The 17,552-nt window shown below is 61.4% G+C and carries 16 protein-coding genes, 3 tRNA genes and 1 pseudogene; 15 read left to right on the top strand and 5 right to left on the bottom strand.

The annotated features are described in order from the left end of the window. Together argG and ACH2CW_RS16590 are read right to left on the bottom strand one after the other, a co-directional pair. On the bottom strand, positions 1-797 hold a 797-nt coding region (argG, locus tag ACH2CW_RS16595; protein ID WP_395060148.1), incomplete at its 3' end, for an argininosuccinate synthase. A 69-nt stretch (positions 798-866) separates the two neighbouring features. After that, entirely contained in the window at positions 867-1,184 is a 318-nt protein-coding gene (locus tag ACH2CW_RS16590) for a pyrimidine/purine nucleoside phosphorylase (RefSeq protein WP_395060146.1), read from the bottom strand. A 147-nt stretch (positions 1,185-1,331) separates the two neighbouring features. Here ACH2CW_RS16590 and ACH2CW_RS16585 point away from each other — a divergent pair, with 147 nt between their 5' ends. The 3 genes from ACH2CW_RS16585 (at position 1,332) to ACH2CW_RS16575 (ending at position 5,048) form a co-directional block, all read left to right on the top strand. Next, the gene (locus ACH2CW_RS16585) at positions 1,332-1,907 is read left to right on the top strand and encodes an RNA polymerase sigma factor (RefSeq protein WP_395060144.1); all 576 of its coding nucleotides are present in this window, start codon (positions 1,332-1,334) and stop codon (positions 1,905-1,907) included. A gap of 70 nt (positions 1,908-1,977) precedes the next feature. Beyond that, on the top strand, positions 1,978-2,757 hold the full coding sequence (locus ACH2CW_RS16580) for an anti-sigma factor domain-containing protein (protein ID WP_395060142.1): 780 nt from the start codon (positions 1,978-1,980) through the stop codon (positions 2,755-2,757). 74 nt (positions 2,758-2,831) lie between these two features. Further along, positions 2,832-5,048 carry a tetratricopeptide repeat protein gene (locus ACH2CW_RS16575; RefSeq protein WP_395060140.1) on the top strand — a complete coding sequence of 739 codons (2,217 nt, stop codon included), beginning with the start codon at positions 2,832-2,834 and terminating at the stop codon, positions 5,046-5,048. A gap of 37 nt (positions 5,049-5,085) precedes the next feature. On the opposite strand, the gene ACH2CW_RS16570 is transcribed toward ACH2CW_RS16575, so the two are convergent. Beyond that, positions 5,086-5,844, bottom strand: coding sequence for a glycine zipper 2TM domain-containing protein (locus ACH2CW_RS16570; RefSeq protein ID WP_395060138.1), 759 nt, complete (start codon positions 5,842-5,844; stop codon positions 5,086-5,088). 181 nt (positions 5,845-6,025) lie between these two features. Then, entirely contained in the window at positions 6,026-6,373 is a 348-nt protein-coding gene (locus tag ACH2CW_RS16565; RefSeq protein ID WP_395060136.1) for an arsenate reductase, read from the bottom strand. A 160-nt stretch (positions 6,374-6,533) separates the two neighbouring features. On the opposite strand from ACH2CW_RS16565, the gene folC reads away from it, so the two are divergent. From folC to ACH2CW_RS16515, 10 genes are all read left to right on the top strand, one after another. Next, a complete protein-coding gene (gene folC / locus ACH2CW_RS16560) occupies positions 6,534-7,856 on the top strand; it encodes a bifunctional tetrahydrofolate synthase/dihydrofolate synthase (RefSeq protein ID WP_395060134.1) in 1,323 nt (440 codons plus the stop codon). 17 nt (positions 7,857-7,873) lie between these two features. Beyond that, a complete protein-coding gene (locus tag ACH2CW_RS16555; protein ID WP_395060132.1) occupies positions 7,874-8,635 on the top strand; it encodes an SPOR domain-containing protein in 762 nt (253 codons plus the stop codon). A 1-nt stretch (position 8,636) separates the two neighbouring features. Further along, the gene (locus tag ACH2CW_RS16550; protein ID WP_395060130.1) at positions 8,637-9,122 is read left to right on the top strand and encodes a CvpA family protein; all 486 of its coding nucleotides are present in this window, start codon (positions 8,637-8,639) and stop codon (positions 9,120-9,122) included. 114 nt (positions 9,123-9,236) lie between these two features. Further along, positions 9,237-10,760, top strand: a complete 1,524-nt coding sequence (gene purF, locus ACH2CW_RS16545) for an amidophosphoribosyltransferase (protein WP_395060128.1) — start codon at positions 9,237-9,239, stop codon at positions 10,758-10,760. Then, positions 10,757-11,971: an O-succinylhomoserine sulfhydrylase gene (locus ACH2CW_RS16540; protein WP_395060126.1), complete on the top strand. Its 1,215-nt coding sequence runs from the start codon at positions 10,757-10,759 to the stop codon at positions 11,969-11,971. The genes purF and ACH2CW_RS16540 overlap by 4 nt, the downstream gene beginning before the upstream one ends. Further along, positions 11,968-13,371, top strand: a complete 1,404-nt coding sequence (gene gltX / locus ACH2CW_RS16535) for a glutamate--tRNA ligase (protein WP_395060124.1) — start codon at positions 11,968-11,970, stop codon at positions 13,369-13,371. The genes ACH2CW_RS16540 and gltX overlap by 4 nt, the downstream gene beginning before the upstream one ends. Positions 13,372-13,427: 56 nt before the next feature. Further along, positions 13,428-13,503: transfer RNA gene (locus ACH2CW_RS16530), tRNA-Ala, on the top strand. 82 nt (positions 13,504-13,585) lie between these two features. Continuing rightward, positions 13,586-13,661 (top strand) — tRNA-Glu (locus ACH2CW_RS16525). A gap of 97 nt (positions 13,662-13,758) precedes the next feature. Then, positions 13,759-13,835, top strand: a tRNA-Asp gene (locus tag ACH2CW_RS16520). A gap of 741 nt (positions 13,836-14,576) precedes the next feature. Next, positions 14,577-15,095, top strand: coding sequence for a hypothetical protein (locus ACH2CW_RS16515; RefSeq protein ID WP_395060122.1), 519 nt, complete (start codon positions 14,577-14,579; stop codon positions 15,093-15,095). Positions 15,096-15,938: 843 nt separating this feature from the next. Here ACH2CW_RS16515 and ACH2CW_RS16510 read toward each other — a convergent pair. Continuing rightward, positions 15,939-16,274, bottom strand: coding sequence for a helix-turn-helix domain-containing protein (locus tag ACH2CW_RS16510; protein WP_395060121.1), 336 nt, complete (start codon positions 16,272-16,274; stop codon positions 15,939-15,941). 112 nt (positions 16,275-16,386) lie between these two features. Between ACH2CW_RS16510 and ACH2CW_RS16505 the strand changes: the two genes are divergently transcribed. Together ACH2CW_RS16505 and ACH2CW_RS16500 are read left to right on the top strand one after the other, a co-directional pair. Further along, positions 16,387-17,112, top strand: a complete 726-nt coding sequence (locus ACH2CW_RS16505; RefSeq protein WP_395060119.1) for a hypothetical protein — start codon at positions 16,387-16,389, stop codon at positions 17,110-17,112. A 26-nt stretch (positions 17,113-17,138) separates the two neighbouring features. After that, a pseudogene (locus ACH2CW_RS16500) lies at positions 17,139-17,552 on the top strand (hypothetical protein); the annotation flags it as partial.

Genomic DNA, 17,552 nt, shown 5'->3' with positions numbered 1-17,552 from the left:
TTGGCTTTCAGGATCAGGCTCACCAGGTCAGGGTGGTGGATGCCGTTCAGGGCAACGGGGCGGCCTTCTTCAAAGGTCACGCTCACTTCTTCGGCCTTGACCACGCAGTCGTCTTTCCAGAAGGGCACGCCCATGATGGGGTTGACGATCTTGATGCCGCTGTTGAGGTTTTCCAGGTCTTTGGCTTCGTGCGTGGCGCCCAGCATGTTGCTGTCGGTGCTGTAGGCCTTCTCGGCGCTCATCTTGTAGCCAAAGCCGTTGGCCGTCATGAAGGCGCTCATCTCGGAGCGGCCGCCCAGTTCATCGATGAACTGCTGGTCCAGCCAGGGTTTGTAGATCTTCAGCGCGGGGTTGGTCAGCAGGCCGTAGCGGTAGAAACGCTCGATGTCATTGCCCTTGAAGGTGGAACCGTCGCCCCAGATGTTGACATCGTCCTCTTTCATCGCGCTGACCAGCATGGTGCCGGTCACGGCCCGGCCCAGCGGCGTGGTGTTGAAGTAGGTGGAGCCGGCGGTGGTGATGTGGAAGGCGCCGGCCTGCAGCGCGGCCAGGCCTTCAGCAGCCAGTTGCGGGCGGCAATCAATCAGGTGGGCCTTGATGGCGCCGTATTCCATGGCCTTGCGCGGAATTTCGTCGTAATCGGCCTCGTCGGGCTGGCCCAGGTTGGCGGTATAGGCATAGGGCAGGGCGCCCTTCTGTTTCATCCACAAGAGCGCGGCGCTGGTGTCGAGGCCGCCGGAGAAGGCGATGCCGACCTTTTGGCCGGCGGGGATGTTTTGCAGGATGGTGTTAGACATGAATTTGGCCTCTAGCCCTTGTGGAACGTGCGCAGGGTGCTATGAAATGAAGAGTAAGTTGCCTGCGGATCAGCCGAAGTGGCAGATGTAGTGATAGGCCTCGGTCACGCGGATATCGAACTTCGAGTTGCCGGGCACGCTGAATTTTTCACCCGCCGATGACTTGACCCAGCTGTCGCTGCCAGCGAGTTTGTATTCACAAGAGCCGGCGACACATTCCATGATCTCGGGCGCGCCGGTGTTGAAGGTCAGGGTTGAGGGAAGCACCACGCCGACGGACTTTTTTGTGCCGTCGGCAAAAGTGATGCCGTGGCTCACACATTTGCCGTCGAAATAGACGTTGGCTTGGGTGGTGACGCTGATGTTGTCGATTTTTTCGGTAGTCATGGTGTTCTGGAAAAGGTCGGAGGGTGCAGGAGGCGGGCCTGGCGTGCAAAACCGTCGATTTTAGGTCACCCCGGCCTTGCCGGACGCTGCCGGCCTGAATCCATTGGCCGGTTCCGGGCGTATAGGGAATGCAGGACAATGGTGTCCATGAATGCAGAAAGCCCGGATACCCAATTGATCGCGCTCATTGATCGCGTAGCCCAAGCCGACGAATCGGCGCTCAGAGAGCTGTACGACTTGACCTCGTCCAAGCTGTATGGCGTGGCGGTGCGGGTGGTCAGCAACCGGAGTTGGGCCGAGGACGTGTTGCAGGACGCTTTTCTCAACATCTGGCGCATTGCGGGTGACTACAAGGCCAGCCTGTCGCCGCCCATGGCCTGGATGTGCCTGATTGTGCGCAGCCGGGGACTGGATTTTCTGCGCCGCCGCACCTCCGAGCGGGCCGATACGGCGCTGGAGCTGGATGACGTGATGGCCGAGACGGTGGAAGGCGATTCGCCGAATCCGATGGATACCGCCCTGGCCGGTGAGCAGGCCTGGGCGCTGCACCAGTGCCTGAGCCAGCTGGACAACAAGCAGCGCGAGGTGGTGAGCCTGGCCTACATGCGGGATCTGAGCCACGGTGAACTGGCCGAGCAGCTCAAGCTGCCGCTGGGCACGGTGAAAACCTGGATACGCCGCGGGCTGGAGCAATTGCGTGGCTGCATGTCGCGGTTTGCATGAGTCGCCACATGAATTTGATTGGGTTTGTTCCCGCCAATGGTGGCGGGAAACTTCTGGAAGAAGGTAAGTTATGAATATCACGCGCAACCCCTCGCTGGTCGAGCAGTTGGCGGCCAGCTACGCGCTGGGTACGCTGCGCGGCGGTGCCCGTCGCCGCTTTGAGGCACTGGCGCGCACCCACGCGCCGGTGCGCGCTTCGGCACTGATCTGGCAAGGCCGCATGGCCTCGGTGGCTGAGTTGCAGCCGCAGGCCGCGCCCAGTCCGGCGGTCTGGAAGCGTATTGAAAATCTGGTCAACGCTGAAAAAGAATCCAAAGCCATGCTGGCCGCGCGGCGCGCGCCTGCCGCCGTCTCAGGCGGTGGCTGGTGGGCCAGCCTCGGCTTGTGGCGCGGCGCCACGGCTGCCGGGGCGATGGCTGCCGTGGTGGCGGTGGTCACCGGCCTGAACCTGAACACGGCGCTGAACGGTCAGGTCAACGAACTGACCGCCAAGCTGGCCGCCACGCCGGAGATCCAGTACGTGGCCGTGCTGGCCGACGACAGGTCCGCACCTTCGGTGCTGGTGACTTACGACCCCAAACACAGCCAGTTGCAGCTCAAACATGTGGGCCAGTTCAATCCGGCGCCCGACAAGTCGCTGCAGTTGTGGGCGCTGCCGCAAGGTGGCGGCGCCAAGTCGCTGGGGGTGCTCGGCGAGGGCACGGTCGTGCGCTTGCCCGCCGGCAACGACGCCGTGAACCAGGTGCCGGCGCTGGCTATCAGCCTGGAGCCCAAAGGCGGCGTGCCTGCGGGCAGCGGGCCGAGCGGGCCGGTGTTGTTCAAGGGTGCGCTGATCCAGACCACGCTTTAATCCGGGGCGGCCTGCCGCCTGGGAGCGGGGATCGATTATTCTGCGGGTTTTCCCAGACGTTCTGGAAAGTCCGAATGAGCCGATCGCCCAAATCCACACCGCAATCGCGGCTCGCCAATCCGGGGGCGCACATTCTGGCCAAACTCCAGCAGGGGCTGGCCCACCAGCAGCAGGGGCAACTGGACCAGGCCAGAACCCTTTACGAGCAGGTCCTCAAGCTCAGTCCCGGCCATGGTGACGCGCTCAAGTTGCTCGGTGTGCTGGAACTCAAGGCGGGTCACTTGCAGCGCGCTGCCGAACTCACGCGCAAGGCCATTTCCGTTCGCCCCGACGACGCCGGCATCCACTACAACCTGGGGGTTGTTCTGGCTGCGCAGGGGCAGGCCGAAGCGGCAGTCCAGAGTTATCTGCAGGCCGCAACCCTTCAACCTGATTTTGCCGAAGCCCACTATTTCGCAGCCCACCTGCTGGAAGGTTTGAACCGTCATCAGGCGGCCGTCGCCAGTTATGACCGAGCGGTGGCGCTACGGCCGGACAACGCGGCCGCCTGGAGCAAGCGCGGCAATGTGCTGGCGGCGCTGGGGCAACTTGACGCGGCGCTGGCCAGCTACCAGCGCGCTGTCGAGCTGCGGGCAGACTTTGCAGACGCCTGGAACAACCGCGGCAATGTGTTGCGTGACCTGAGGCGGTACGGCGAGGCGCTGGCCAGCTATGAGCGCGCCATCCTGTTGCAGGCCGACCATGAAGACGCCCACAACAACCGCGGCCTGGTGCTGCACGATCTGGGGCGTTACGCCGAGGCCCTGGAGAGTCATGAGCGCGTTCTGCGGCTGAAGCCGGACCATGCCGAGAGCCATTTCAACCGTGGCCACACCCTCGACGCGATGAAGCAGCACCAGGCGGCCGTCGACAGTTATGACCGCGCCATTGCCTTGCGGCCGGCTTATGCGCAGGCCTACTTCAACCGCGGCCACACGCTCGACGCGATGAAGCAACATCAGGCAGCCATTGACAGTTATGCGCGTGCCATTGACTTGCAGCCCGCTTATGCCGAGGCCTGCTACAACCGCGGCATCACGCTCGCCACCATGAACAGGTACGCGGAGGCGGTGGCCAGCTACGACCAGGCGCTGGCCATTCAGCCGGACTATGCGCAGGCCTGCAACAACCGGGGTGCGGCGCTGCGGGATCTGCAGCAGTACCCAGCGGCGCTGGACAGTTATGCGCGTGCGATTGCCTTGAAGCCGGACTACGCGGACGCGTACAACAACCGGGGTGTTGTGCTCAGCGACCTTGGCCGTTATGCCGAAGCGCAGGCCAGTTACGAACGCGCCTGCGCCCTGCAGCCAGACTATGCAGAAGCGCACTGGAACCTGAGCCTGGCCGAATTGCAGATGGGGGACTTCGAGCGCGGCTGGCAGGCTTACGAGTGGCGTTGGAAGCGCGAGGAGCTGGCGCCGGGCCTCTTACGTTCCTTCCCGCAACCGCTCTGGCGGGGGAGCGACTCCCTGGCAGGTAAAACCATTCTTTTGCATGCCGAGCAGGGGCTGGGCGACACCCTGCAATTCAGCCGTTATGCCCGCCTTGTGGCTGAGCGCGGCGCGCGCGTGATCCTCGAAGTGCAACCGCCTTTGCTGGGTTTGCTGACCGGTCTGGAGGGTGTGGCGCAGGTGCTGGCCAAAGGCAGCGCGTTGCCGCCGTTTGACTGCCACTGCCCGTTGCTGAGCTTGCCACTGGCCTTCAAGGCCACCCTGGCCAACATACCGCCGCCATCCGTCCTTGAGACAGATCCTGGGAGCATGGCACGGTGGACGGCCCGCCTGGGCACCCGCAAGGGTCCACGCATCGGCCTGGTCTGGAGCGGCAATGCCGCGCACAAAAACGACATCAACCGAAGCATCGCGCTGACCGATTTGCTTGAACATCTGCCGCCGGGAGCGCAGTACGTGAGCCTGCAAAAAGAGCTTCGCGATGCGGACAGGAGAACCCTCACAGCGCATCCGGAACTGCTTCATTGTGGCGACGACCTGCATGATTTCACCGACACCGCCGCGCTGTGCGCGCTGATGGACGGCGTCATCAGCGTGGACACCAGCGTTGCGCACCTGGCGGGGACGCTGGGCAAAAAGCTTTGGGTGCTTTTGCCCTTCAACCCGGACTGGCGCTGGATGCTGGCGCGCACGGACAGCCCCTGGTACCCGAGCGCCACCCTGTGCCGCCAGCCGCAGCCCGGCGATTGGGACAGCGTGATGGCGGGTGTGGGCGATCAACTTAACAAAGCCTGGACGTAAAAAAACGGGGCAGGCCCCGTTTTTTCTGGCTGGTGCATCAGCGCCAGTGACGATGTCCGTGCCCGTGGCCCCCACGGCTGTAGCCGAAATTAAGCGACAGGCCGACCGGGGGGTAGTAGGGCCGCGAGTAATAACCGGGGTAGGCCACGACCGGTGCCGGCTGCACGTACACCGGCTGGCTGTAGACCGGTTGCGAATACACAGGCTGGTTGTACATCGGCTGGCCATAAGCAGGCTGACCATAAGCAGGCTGGCCGTAGACCGGCTGGGCCTGCTGGGGCTGGGCGTAACCGGGCTGACCGAAGGCCTGCAGCGAGGGCAGGGCGCCGACCGGCGTCACCTGCAAGCGCACATACGGGCCGGGGTCGTTGGGCATCTGGATGCTGTGTTGCTTGTCGGCGTATTCATACACCACGTTGTAGTGGGTGGTGCGGTTCTGATAACTGGTTTGGGTGCCGCATTGCTGCACGTTTTGCACCTGGTTGCGGTTGCCTTCAATGTTGTTGCCGACCATGGCGCCGCCGACCAGGCCGATCATGGTGGCCAGCGCACGGCCGCCACCGTCACCGATGGCATTGCCCATGGCGCCACCGGCCAGGGCGCCCATCACAGCACCGGCACCGGAGGGCGGCGCCTGCGTGATCATGGGTTGCGTGGTGCAGACCTGCTGCGGCACGCTGACCTGCTGAACCACTGGTGTGCTGGAGATCACCCGCGCAAGGATGTCCATGGCCGACGCATTCACGGCAAACAGGCCGGACGCGGCAGCAGTCGTTAAAACAAGTATTTTTTTCATGATTCGAATCCTTGAGGCCTGCTGGAAAAGGCCGCTGTGAGCCCGTGACGGGCTGGCCAGATCAACAGCTTCCAGTTTAATGTTTCAGAGCGCTTTTGGTGCACACAAGTTCAGGTAAATCGATGTAAAGCTGGTCAGTCGCAATCTCAACTTTACAAAGCCAGACGTCAGTCAGGCCGCTTCAAGCCCGCGCAGCCCAGATCGCCGGGTCAAAGCCCACGGTGATCTGCCCGTCCGGCCATTCGACCACCGGGCGTTTGATCACACTGGCGTGGGCCTGCATCACGGTCAGTGCGCTGGCGGCGTTTGTGGCGCCCGCCTGGATGGCGGGCTCGAGCTTGCGCCAGGTGGTGCCCTGCCGGTTCAGCAGCTTTTCCCAGCCGACGGCGCGCTCCCAGGCGGGCAGGCGCGCGTGTGGCACGCCCAGCTTCTTGAAGTCATGAAATTCGTGGGCCAGGCCCTGGCCTGTGAGCCAGGCGCGGGCTTTTTTGACGGTGTCGCAATTGGAAATGCCGTAGACGATGATCATGTGTCGATTTTTGCATAATTTTGGAACCAAATAAGGCCTCAGCCCATGACGGGCGGGCGCAGACAGCTACTTATTCGATAGCAAAACAAGTGTCGCCGGCATGGGTTTCAGGCCGACGCAGGGACAGCGCCGGGGCGTCAGCGGCGACAATAGCGCCTCTATGGACAAGCTCACCACCCTGGACGACTGGCTCGCCTACTGCGAGCGCCTGCACCCCACCACCATTGACCTCGGCCTGGACCGGGTTCGCGGTGTGGCTCATGCGATGGAGCTGGCTTTTGACTGCCCGGTGATCACCGTGGCCGGCACCAACGGAAAAGGTTCGAGCTGCGCGATGCTCGAAGCCATCCTCGGGCAGGCCGGCTACCGCACCGGGGTCTACACCTCCCCGCACCTGGTGCACTTTGAGGAACGCTGCCGGGTGCGCGGCGAGATGGTGCAGGGGCAGGCGCTGCTGCCGCACTTGGAACGCGTCGAGGCGTTGCGCGGCAACACCTCGCTGACCTATTTCGAGTTCACCATGCTGGCCATCTTCAGCCTGCTGGCTGAGGCGAAGCTGGACGTGGTGATTCTGGAAGTCGGCGTGGGCGGGCGGCTCGATTCGGTCAACATCATCGACGCCGACTGCGCACTGATCACCAGTATCGATATCGACCATACCGAGCTGCTGGGCAAGGACCGCGAAAGCATTGGTTTTGAAAAAGCCGGCATCATGCGCGCCGGCAAACCGGTGGTGGTGGGCGACCCGGTGCCGCCGCAAAGTGTGCTGGACCACGCTGCCGAAGTGGGCGCTGACCTGTGGCGGCTGGGCCGCGACTTCAATTTCTCCGGCGACAAGCTGCAGTGGGCCTGGGCTGGCCGCGGTCGTCGCTACGCGGGCCTGGCGTACCCGGCTTTGCGCGGCGCCAACCAGCTCGTTAACGCCTCGGGCGTGCTGGCGGCGCTGACGGCGCTGCGCGACCGGCTGCCGGTGACGGCCCAGGCGGTGCGTAATGGGCTGGGCATGGTCGAGCTGCCGGGCCGCTTCCAGATCATCTCGGGCCAGCCGACGCTGGTGCTGGACGTGGCGCACAACCCGCACTCGGTGGCGGCGCTGGCCGAAAACCTCGACGCCATGGGTTTTTACCCCTGCACCCATGCGGTGTTCGGCGCCATGGCCGACAAGGACCTGGCGGCCATGTTGCAGCGTGTCGGGCCCATGGTGGACCGCTGGTACTTCAGTGATTTGCCCACGCCCCGCGCGGCCAGCGGCGCTGGTTTGATGGCGCGCTGGCAGGCCGGCAACCGGCGCCCGGACGCCAGCGCGCAGGTGTTCGCCAGTCCGGTCCAGGCCCTGCAGGCCGCAGTGGCCGCCGCAGACCCCGCTGATAGAATTGTGGTGTTCGGATCGTTCTACACGGTGGGGGCTGTGTTGAAAGAGGGCCTGCCCCGTCTTTTCGCCCCGCACGCCATGCCAGGGCGTCCCGCCTCCTCATCCCTCTAACGGACACCGCCACCACCATGCCGTTTTTCAACTTTCGCCGGGGCTCATCGACCACCGCTGCAGGGGCAGCCGGCCCCGCCGAGAGTGTCGAAGCCATGCGCAAACGCGCCAAACACCGGTTGATCGGTGCCGTGGTGCTGGTGCTGATCGGCGTGCTTGGTTTTCCGCTGCTTTTCGACACCCAGCCGCGGCCGGTGGCGGTCGACATCCCGATTGAAATTCCCGGCAAAAACACCGTCAAGCCGCTGGTGATGCCGGCGCCTGCGCCCAAGGTCGCAGCCAGTGCGTCTGCTGCCGCCAGCGAAAAAGTGGCGGCGCCGTCCAGCCTCACGCCGCGCGAAGAAATTGTGTCAGAAAAGCCTGTAGCCCCTGTCCCGCCTGCGCAGAACGCTATCAAAACAGAAGCGAAGACTGAAGCAAAACCAGAACCCAAAGCAGTGGTCAAGCCACCGGTGTCAGGCGACGAGGCGGCACGTGCCAAGGCCTTGCTTGAAGGCAAGCCGGCGGCACCCGCGGCGGCAGCCAGCAAGGTGGCCAGTTCCGACACCGAGGGCCGGCTGGTGGTGCAGGTGGGCGCATTTGCCGATGAAGACAAGGCACGCGAAGTACGACAGAAACTCGAAAGGGCGGGGCTGAAAACCTATACCCAGGTGGCCGATACCAAGGACGGCAAGCGCATCCGGGTCCGGGTCGGGCCGTTTGCCACCCGCGCGGACGCTGACAAGGCAGCCAGCAAGATCAAGGGGCTTGATTTGCCTGCGGCCATCCTGACCTTGTAGCGTGGCGGTTGTCGATCTGGCTTTTCTGGGGGTGCTGGCGCTGTCGCTGTTGATAGGCGCCTGGCGCGGCCTGGTGTACGAGGTGTTGTCGGTGCTCGGCTGGGCGCTGTCGTTTTACCTGGCGCAGTGGTTTGCGCCCGACGTGGCGCTGCTGCTGCCCCTGCAGAGTGCTTCGGAGCCGGTGCGTTATGCAGCGGCGTTTGTGCTGGTTTTTATTGCGGCTGTGTTTGCGGCCGGCCTGGTGGCGGTGTTGATCAAGAAGCTGGTGGACGCCATCGGCCTGCGGCCTGTGGACCGCACACTGGGCGCGGCTTTCGGCCTGGTGCGTGGCGTGATTTTGCTGCTGGCGGTGACGGTGGTGATCAACATGACGGCCTTCAAAAGCGCCGTGTGGTGGCAGGAGTCGCGCGGCGCCGAGGTCTTGACCGTGGCGCTCAAGGGTTTGAAGCCGGTGCTGCCGGAGCAGTTCGGAAAGTATCTGGGTTGATAGGCCCCCACGCTTGTCACTTCGTGTACTGCGCTGCCCCCGAGGGGGCCGTGCTTGCTTGGGGCGGCCCTGCGCGGCGCACTTTGTGTGTATCGATTTTATGAATGGAACTCTATGTGCGGAATAGTCGGTGTTGTCAGCAACGCCCCGGTGAACCAGCTGATTTATGACGGCCTGCTGCTGCTGCAGCACCGCGGGCAGGACGCCGCCGGCATCGTCACGCAGCAGGGCCGCAAGTTTTTCATGCACAAGGCCAAGGGCATGGTGCGCGACGTGTTCCGCACCCGCAACATGCGGGCGCTGCCGGGCACGGTGGGCCTCGGCCAGGTGCGTTACCCGACCGCAGGCAATGCCTACAGCGAGGACGAGGCCCAGCCTTTTTACGTGAACGCCCCGTTTGGCCTGGTGCTGTCGCACAACGGCAACCTGACCAACGCCGCCGAACTCAAGGCCGAGTTGTTCACCACCGACCACCGCCACATCAACACCGACAGCGACTCCGAGGTGTTGCTCAACGTGCTGGCCCACGAGCTCGAAAAAACCACACGCGGCCTGCCGCTGGCGCCAAGCGACGTGTTTGCCGCGGTGCGCGGCGTGCACAAACGTGTCAAGGGCTCGTACGCGGTGGTGGCGCTGATCGCCGGTCATGGCCTGCTGGCGTTTCGTGACCCGTTTGGCATCCGCCCGTTGTGCCTGGGCCGCGGCCAGAACGAGAGCGGCAACACCGTGATGGTGGCCAGTGAATCGGTCGCGCTCGAAGGCACCTCGCACCAGTTTGTGCGCGACATCGCACCGGGCGAAGCGGTGTTTGTGGACATCGGCGGTACGGTGCATGCCGAGCAATGCGCGGTCAATGCGCAGCTCAAGCCCTGCATCTTTGAGTTTGTGTATCTGGCACGACCCGATTCGGTGCTCGACGGCATCTCGGTGTACCAGGCGCGCCTGAACCTCGGCGAAACGCTGGCCAAACGGGTGGTGTCCACCGTGCCGCCCAATGAGATTGACGTGATCATCCCGATCCCCGAGTCGAGCCGCCCGAGCGCCACGCAGCTTGCGCACTTGCTGGGCATTCCGTACCGCGAAGGATTTGTGAAGAACCGCTACGTGGGCCGCACCTTCATCATGCCGGGCCAGGGCGTGCGCAAAAAGTCTGTGCGTCAGAAACTGAACGTGATTGCCAGCGAATTCAAGGGCCGCAATGTGCTGCTGGTGGACGACTCCATCGTGCGCGGCACCACCAGCCGTGAGATCGTGCAGATGGCGCGTGATGCCGGCGCCAAAAAAGTCTATCTGGCCAGTGCCGCGCCGCCGGTGCGTTATCCCAATGTCTATGGCATCGACATGCCGACTGCCGACGAGCTGGTGGCCCACGACAAAACCGTGGAAGAGATCCGGATTGCGATTGGTTGTGACGCGTTGATTTACCAGGACGTCGAAGGCATGAAACGCGCCATCGGTTCGCTCAACAAAAACCTCGACGGCTTCGATGCTTCCTGCTTCGACGGCATCTACATCACCGGCGACATCACGCCCGAAAGCATCGCCAAAATGAACGCCGGTCGTATCGACAGCAGTGAAGAAAATGAGGTCGATGTCTCGCGCCTGGCCCTGCCCAATCCGCAAGAGGCATCAACGTGAACGATCGAAAACTTCCTGACAATCTGCACCGCGACACGCTGGCCGTGCGGGTTGCGCTGGACCGCAGCCAGCATGGCGAAAATTCCGAGGCGCTGTACCTGAGCAGCGGTTTTGTGCAGCCCGATGCCGAAACCTCGGCGCGGCGTTTTGCCGGCACCGAAGAGGGCTACACCTACGGCCGCACCTCCAACCCGACGGTCACAAGCCTTGAGCGCCGCCTGGCCGCCATGGAAGGCACCGAGGCCGCGATAGGCGCCTCCACCGGCATGGGCGCTATTTTGATGATGTGTATGGGCCTGCTCAAGGCCGGTGACCACGTCGTTTGTTCACGCTCCATGTTCGGCTCGACGATTGCGCTGATCGGCCGCGAGTTCGGCAAGTTCGGTGTCGAAACCACGTTCGTCTCGCAGACCGATGTGGCCGAATGGAAGGCCGCGCTGCGCCCGACCACCAAGCTGCTGTTTGCCGAGACGCCAACCAATCCGCTGACAGAGGTCTGCGACATCGCCGCGCTGGCCGATCTGGCGCACGGCGTGGGTGCCTTGCTCGCCGTCGACAACTGCTTTTGTTCGCCGGCGCTGCAGCGGCCTGTCGAATTCGGCGCTGACCTGATCATGCATTCGGGCACCAAATACCTGGACGGCCAGGGCCGCGTGATGGCCGGTGCCTTGTGCGGCCCGAAAAAATTGATTGTTGACGTGTTTGGCCCGGTGGTGCGCACCGCCGGCATGACCCTGGCGCCGTTCAATGCCTGGGTCGTACTCAAGGGGCTGGAGACGCTGGGCATTCGTATGCAGGCGCAGTCGGCCAATGCGCTGGCCGTGGCCAGGTGGCTGGAGCAGCAACCGCAGGTGGCGCGCGTCTACTACCCTGGTCTCGAATCCCATCCGCAGCATGATCTGGCGATGCGCCAGCAGTCGGGTCTCGGCGGCGCAGTGCTGTCCTTCGACCTGCGCGGCGACGATGTGGCGGCCGCGCGCAAGAACGCCTTTCATGTGATCGACCGCACGCAGGTCGTCAGCATCGCCACCAATCTTGGCGACACCAAAACCATCATCTGCCACCCCGGTACCACCTCGCATGGCCGCCTGACCGAAGAGCAGCGTCAGGCCGCCGGCATCAGCCAGGGCTTGATCCGGCTGGCGGTTGGGCTGGACCACATCGACGACATCAAGGCCGACCTGTCGCGTGGCCTGGACACTCTGGCATGACCCTCAAGACACGCACCCGCTTCGCACCTTCCCCCACCGGCTTCATCCACCTCGGCAACATCCGTTCGGCGCTGTACCCGTGGGCATTTGCACGTTCGACCGGCGGCGACTTCATCCTGCGCATTGAAGACACCGATGTCGAGCGCTCATCCCAGGAGGCCGTCGATGTGATCATCGAGGGCATGCGCTGGCTGGGATTGAGCTACGACGAAGGCCCGGTCTACCAGATGCAACGCATGGAGCGTTACAAGGCTGTGCTGGCGCAGATGGTCGCCGACGATCTGGTGTATCCCTGCTACATGAGTGTGGCCGAGCTTGATGCCCTGCGGGAGCAGCAGATGGCCGACAAACAAAAGCCGCGTTATGACGGCACCTGGCGGCCCGAACCGGGCAAGACCCTGCCGGGCGTGCCCGAAGGCGTGTTGCCGGTTTTGCGTTTCAAAAACCCGCAGGGCGGCGCCGTGGTCTGGGACGACAAGGTCAAGGGCCGCATCGAGATCAGCAATAACGAACTTGACGACCTGGTGATCGCGCGGCCCGACGGAACACCCACCTACAACTTCTGCGTGGTGGTCGACGACATGGACATGGGCATCACGCACGTGATCCGTGGCGACGACCACGTCAACAACACGCCGCGCCAGATCAACATCTTCCGCGCACTCGGCAAGGAGGTGCCGGTGTATGCGCACCTGCCGACCGTGCTCAACGAGCAGGGCGAGAAGATGAGCAAACGCAACGGCGCCAAGGCTGTCACGCAGTACGCCAAGGAAGGCTACCTGCCTGATGCCATGGTCAACTACCTGGCGCGCCTGGGCTGGAGCCACGGCGACGACGAAATTTTCAGCCGCGAACAGTTTCTGCAGTGGTTCAATCTGGACCACCTCGGCAAAAGCGCCGCGCAGTTCGACGAGGCCAAGCTGCGCTGGGTCAATGCCCAGCATCTCAAGGTGATGTCCGACGAGAATCTGGCCGACCAGGTCGCGCCGTTCCTCGATGAATCCACTGTGGCCGGCCTCGATGCGCCGCGCCGGGTGGCGGCCTGCGCGCTGCTGAAGGACCGTTGCAGCACCCTGGTTGAGCTGGCCGAGTGGATGGCGGTGCTGGTCAGCGATGAGCCAGTGGCCGCTGAAGAGATTCAGGCGCATGTGCCTGCCGAGGTTTATCCTGCGGTGGCCAGGCTGGCCGAGTTGTTGGGTGAAGCCGAATGGACCAAGCCGGCCATTGCGGCCGTCATCAAGCAGGTGCTGGCAGAGACCGGCCTGAAGATGCCGCAACTGGCGATGCCGGTGCGCGTGCTGGTGGCCGGACGCACGCAAACCCCGTCGCTGGATGCGCTTTTGTCCTTGATGGACCGGACCAAGGTGATTTCGCGATTAGGCTGTTTGAAAAGCGCCTGAATTTCGGGCTATAATTCAAGGCTCGACGGTTGCAGGGAAACTTGCTTGGTTGATACGGGGGTATAGCTCAGCTGGGAGAGCGCTTGCATGGCATGCAAGAGGTCATCGGTTCGATCCCGTTTACCTCCACCATTCAATAGTCGATAAGTTTTTAGTTTTTTCGGCAGGCGTTTGTGTCACAACAAAAACCTGCCGCCGGAAGTTCCAAGGTTTTGACCCCATCGTCTAGAGGCCTAGGACATTACCCTTTCACGGTAAGTACCGGGGTTCGAATCCCCGTGGGGTCGCCAGCATTCTTCACAGCAATGTGAGGCCCAAGGCGCAAGTTGACAACAAGCCCGCGTAAGCAGGTGACTTGGCTCGCAAGAGCGAATGTTGTCACTACCAGGAGCGGTAGTTCAGTTGGTTAGAATACCGGCCTGTCACGCCGGGGGTCGCGGGTTCGAGTCCCGTCCGCTCCGCCAGTTATGCTTGTAAGTTGTTGATTGATAAAAGTTTTTAACTTTATCACTCTTCAACCATCAATGCAACTATCAAAGCCGCCATGGTTTCATGGCGGCTTTTTTGTTGCCGTGAACTGTTAGGAAGCTAATAAGCCGGTTGATCGGTCGGGCAACCGACCGCGTCGGTAATTTCGTCGATGCGCTCCGAGACGCATCATGTCCAAGAAAATATCTCGCGCAAACCGCGCCCGTCGCTTTAAAAAATCTTTGAGCATGGCCACCTCAATTGTTTTGTTCTTATCTGCCGTTTTTGAGTTACTAAAAGCGCTTGTGACGTTATTCTAAGAACGCCGCATTGTCACTTCGCGCCATGCAAAGTGATGTAGCAGCGGGGACTGCTCGCGTAGACTGCTATGTTGTTCGTCAAATCGTTTGCTGGTTAGAAGATGGGGTACATGTCACGACGTCTGGTCAACGGTGACACATCACCTCTAGTGCTGCTGCTTATTGGTGCCTGGCAAAGTCATTTGGTCACCCCCTAACGATAGCAGGCGGTTAAACTGAAGCTGTCAAATCGCGATTTTCGCACGCCGAACAGCCAGATTTGACCAAGCGCACAGCAGTGCGGCCAGACGCGAACTGAGGCCCAGCCCTCAAATTCGCAGATCCGAATCCCTCTCTTCCTTCAGTTTTTGGATTCCACCAATCCCGGTGTGGCCGCCGCATGGACGCTTGTTTTTCAACTTAATCAGGAGCAAGACCATGGCAACTTCAAAATCTGCAACCAAAACCGGCCTTCCCGAGGGCTTTGCCTCACCGTTCAGGGTAGTGGCTCAAGCCACTAGGCATGACTGTGGGCTTGCTGCCGTCGGAACTTTGACCGGCGTAAGCCTCGATGACGTCTGGGCGGTAGCCGTCAAGATTGGGTTGCCCAAGATCGGTCAGTACTTCGTCAATGAAGAACACATCGCCAAACTTTTAATGCAACTTGGCGGCCTCGTGGGATCAAGATGGAAGGACTTCACGTCGTTCGACGCAATGCCGGCAGTAGCTCTGCTATGGGTAGACGCTGACCCCAAAGATGCTGACGGCGTAACAGGCAGGACCATCGTCTTTCATCACGTCCGTGGGCTGCCGGACAAGTACCCTTCCTTCAGCTATTGCCTAGATGGCTACACCGCAGATGTCGAAAAGCAGGTCGTGACCGATTACACCCGTTATTCTCCGACCGCCTATATCGAGGTTACGCAGAAGGCTGGCAACGGTGGAAAGGCCAAGTAAATGTTGCTGCTCCAACGCAACTTCACATATCGCTCAGCCGCATTAGACGGGCGAGTGAAGGCGACGCCTGCTGATCTGATAGGAGCGAAGGTCAAGCACGTCATGGTCCACGACGCCAGGCTGATGCATTTAGCTGGCGGGGCCGTGCTTCAGTGTTCTGGGGCGGTGGACATATGGACCGAGGACCAAGCCATCGTGCTTCGCTCCCAACTGCGTTACAGTCGCCCGCCGCTATCGTCCGTAGAAGCAGGCCAGCCGTCAAGCGACGCTACGATCACGATCTGTTCCCATGAGGAAGCGGATCGCCTGTCAAGCGGGCTAGGACCACGCTGGGAGCCCAAGTTGATGGGTAGCCAAGTGATCGCAGCATTTGACCCAATTCGAGCCGAAGTGTGTCTACGGTCCACAGATGACCAGGACACGTGGATCACCTACCGTGCGGACTTAGACGGTTCGTGGTTTATGGCGCGGAGCCCGGAGCCCTTTGTCGTGGATGCCATCCGGCTTGCAGGTCGCGAAGATGCATTTGGCTGGCTACTCCCCAAGGCGCCTTACAGCCTGCTTTGGGATGGTTGGTCTTGGCAAACCTTGGCATATGCGTGGTCGTGCATTGACTCGACCAAGCTCGGGGCTGATCGGGATCAAATGTTCCGGCAGTTGTACTGCACGAGGTTAATGCAGCACCCAAATTTGCTCAGGCGCTTTATGCAGTTTCGATACCTCATAGAGTGTCCGGCCAATCCGTGGCTAGCTGTTCAGTTGACGGCTTTGCAGTCTGAGGTGTTCCGATGATGGCGGGTCTGGTCGGCTGAGAAGCACTCAATGGTCAGGACGACTAATTGATCAGAGTGGCGGAGGGCCTTCAATGTGAGACAGGTGGCGAAAAATCGCTCTACGCTCGGCGGCGGACGCGCGCCCCAGTCTGAAGATGAGATCTGCGAGGTCGTCTTCGGGTGCGTAGAAGAACGCGGCTGAAACCTTTAGAACCTTGCCTAGAGCGATTGCCACATTCGGATCAGGTTTATGCACACCAACTTCGTAGCGGTTGATTCGAGTGCTGGCGACACCAGGGTCAATACCAGCTTCGATGCCAAGTTGCTTCTGGGATAGGCCGGCAGCAAGGCGAGCCTGTTTCAGGCGTTTCCCCCACTTATTAACTAATTGAATCTCGCGGCTCATGGCTACGAGATTCGTAATATTTGTATGATTACGATACTACGACTTGCGTAGTGTCAAAAGGAAACAACAAAACAAGGATTCCCATGGCGAGAAGTCAGAAAAGGGAGATGACATGGTGTTCCTCACCATCGCAGCACGCGCGAATTCATTACTCATATGCAATATCTACAAGGGGACGGATTTGAACAAACGAACTACTTTTATGGTGACCTGCTCGCTGTTCACCGCTCTGGTCACAGGTTGCGCTGACAAGCCTCCTGGCTGCGGGGACGTGCAGGTGACCGACCGCATCAGTGCGGCGATACCGCGTGACGCTGTCGAACTCATCTCAAACAACATCAGAGCGGCTGGCAACTGGAAACGACCCGGCGCGGAAAAGTTGCGAACCGAGCTAGACACTTTCGGCAAGTCAATCAAAGTCCAGGTCAAAAGCATCGCCAGTGAGGGTTTCGACCCATCTGCCAAAAAGCACAGTTGCACTGCTGACGTGCAGATTACTACCGCTAACGGATCAACCGAATCCCACCGCATGGCCTACACCGTTCAAGGCACGGTAGATGGTAAGGATTTCTTGCTCAACCTATCCGGCTACTCGTTCATGCTGAGTTCGATGGCTGGTGGATTTGATATTTATCAGATGCGGACAAGCGCAAAAGCGCCTGCTAGTAGCTGTGTCGAAGCCAAGATGGCCATAGCCAGGAAGGAAATCGACGAGGTTCTAAGCCGCATGCTGAAAGCAGCGGAAGCAAAGGGCGAGGAGTACAGAGGCCTTAATCCCGTACAGGAAGAAGAGTGGCAAGAAAAGAGCTTGCTCAAAGCGCGCCAGGAATGCTCCTGACGTGAACCAAACACAGGACACACACCATGAATAAGAACCTATTGGCACTGATTGTCTTTGTCGCAGGAGGCGCCTGTGCACAGATCATGCCGACCCAGGGCACGACACCATCCGCACCAGATGAATGGTTGCTCAGTCCCGGCCCGGCCTGGTACTACCGGGCCTCACCGTCACCGGCTCCCCGTGAACTCGTCTACCGCAAGCCCACCCCGGCCGAAGAGGAGGTAGTACGCAAGGCGCAGGACTTGCTACCCAACACCGCCGGCAAAGCCATGGCGCTGGTGTCCGGCAACGAGGTAGTTTGGTACGGGTTCAAGCCGCCAGCTTCGCGCTCGCGCTTCTTCCATGGCTTCAGCATGGGCAAGACCGTGACCGCCATGGCGGTCGGTAAAGCCATCTGCCAAGGCAAACTCAAGCTCGATACCGTGACGGCGGATGTG

The sequence above is a fragment of the Polaromonas sp. genome (assembly GCF_043778355.1).
GTDB lineage: Bacteria > Pseudomonadota > Gammaproteobacteria > Burkholderiales > Burkholderiaceae_C > Polaromonas.
Note: the sequence above shows the minus strand (reverse complement) of the source record. Positions and strands in the feature narration are given on the sequence as shown.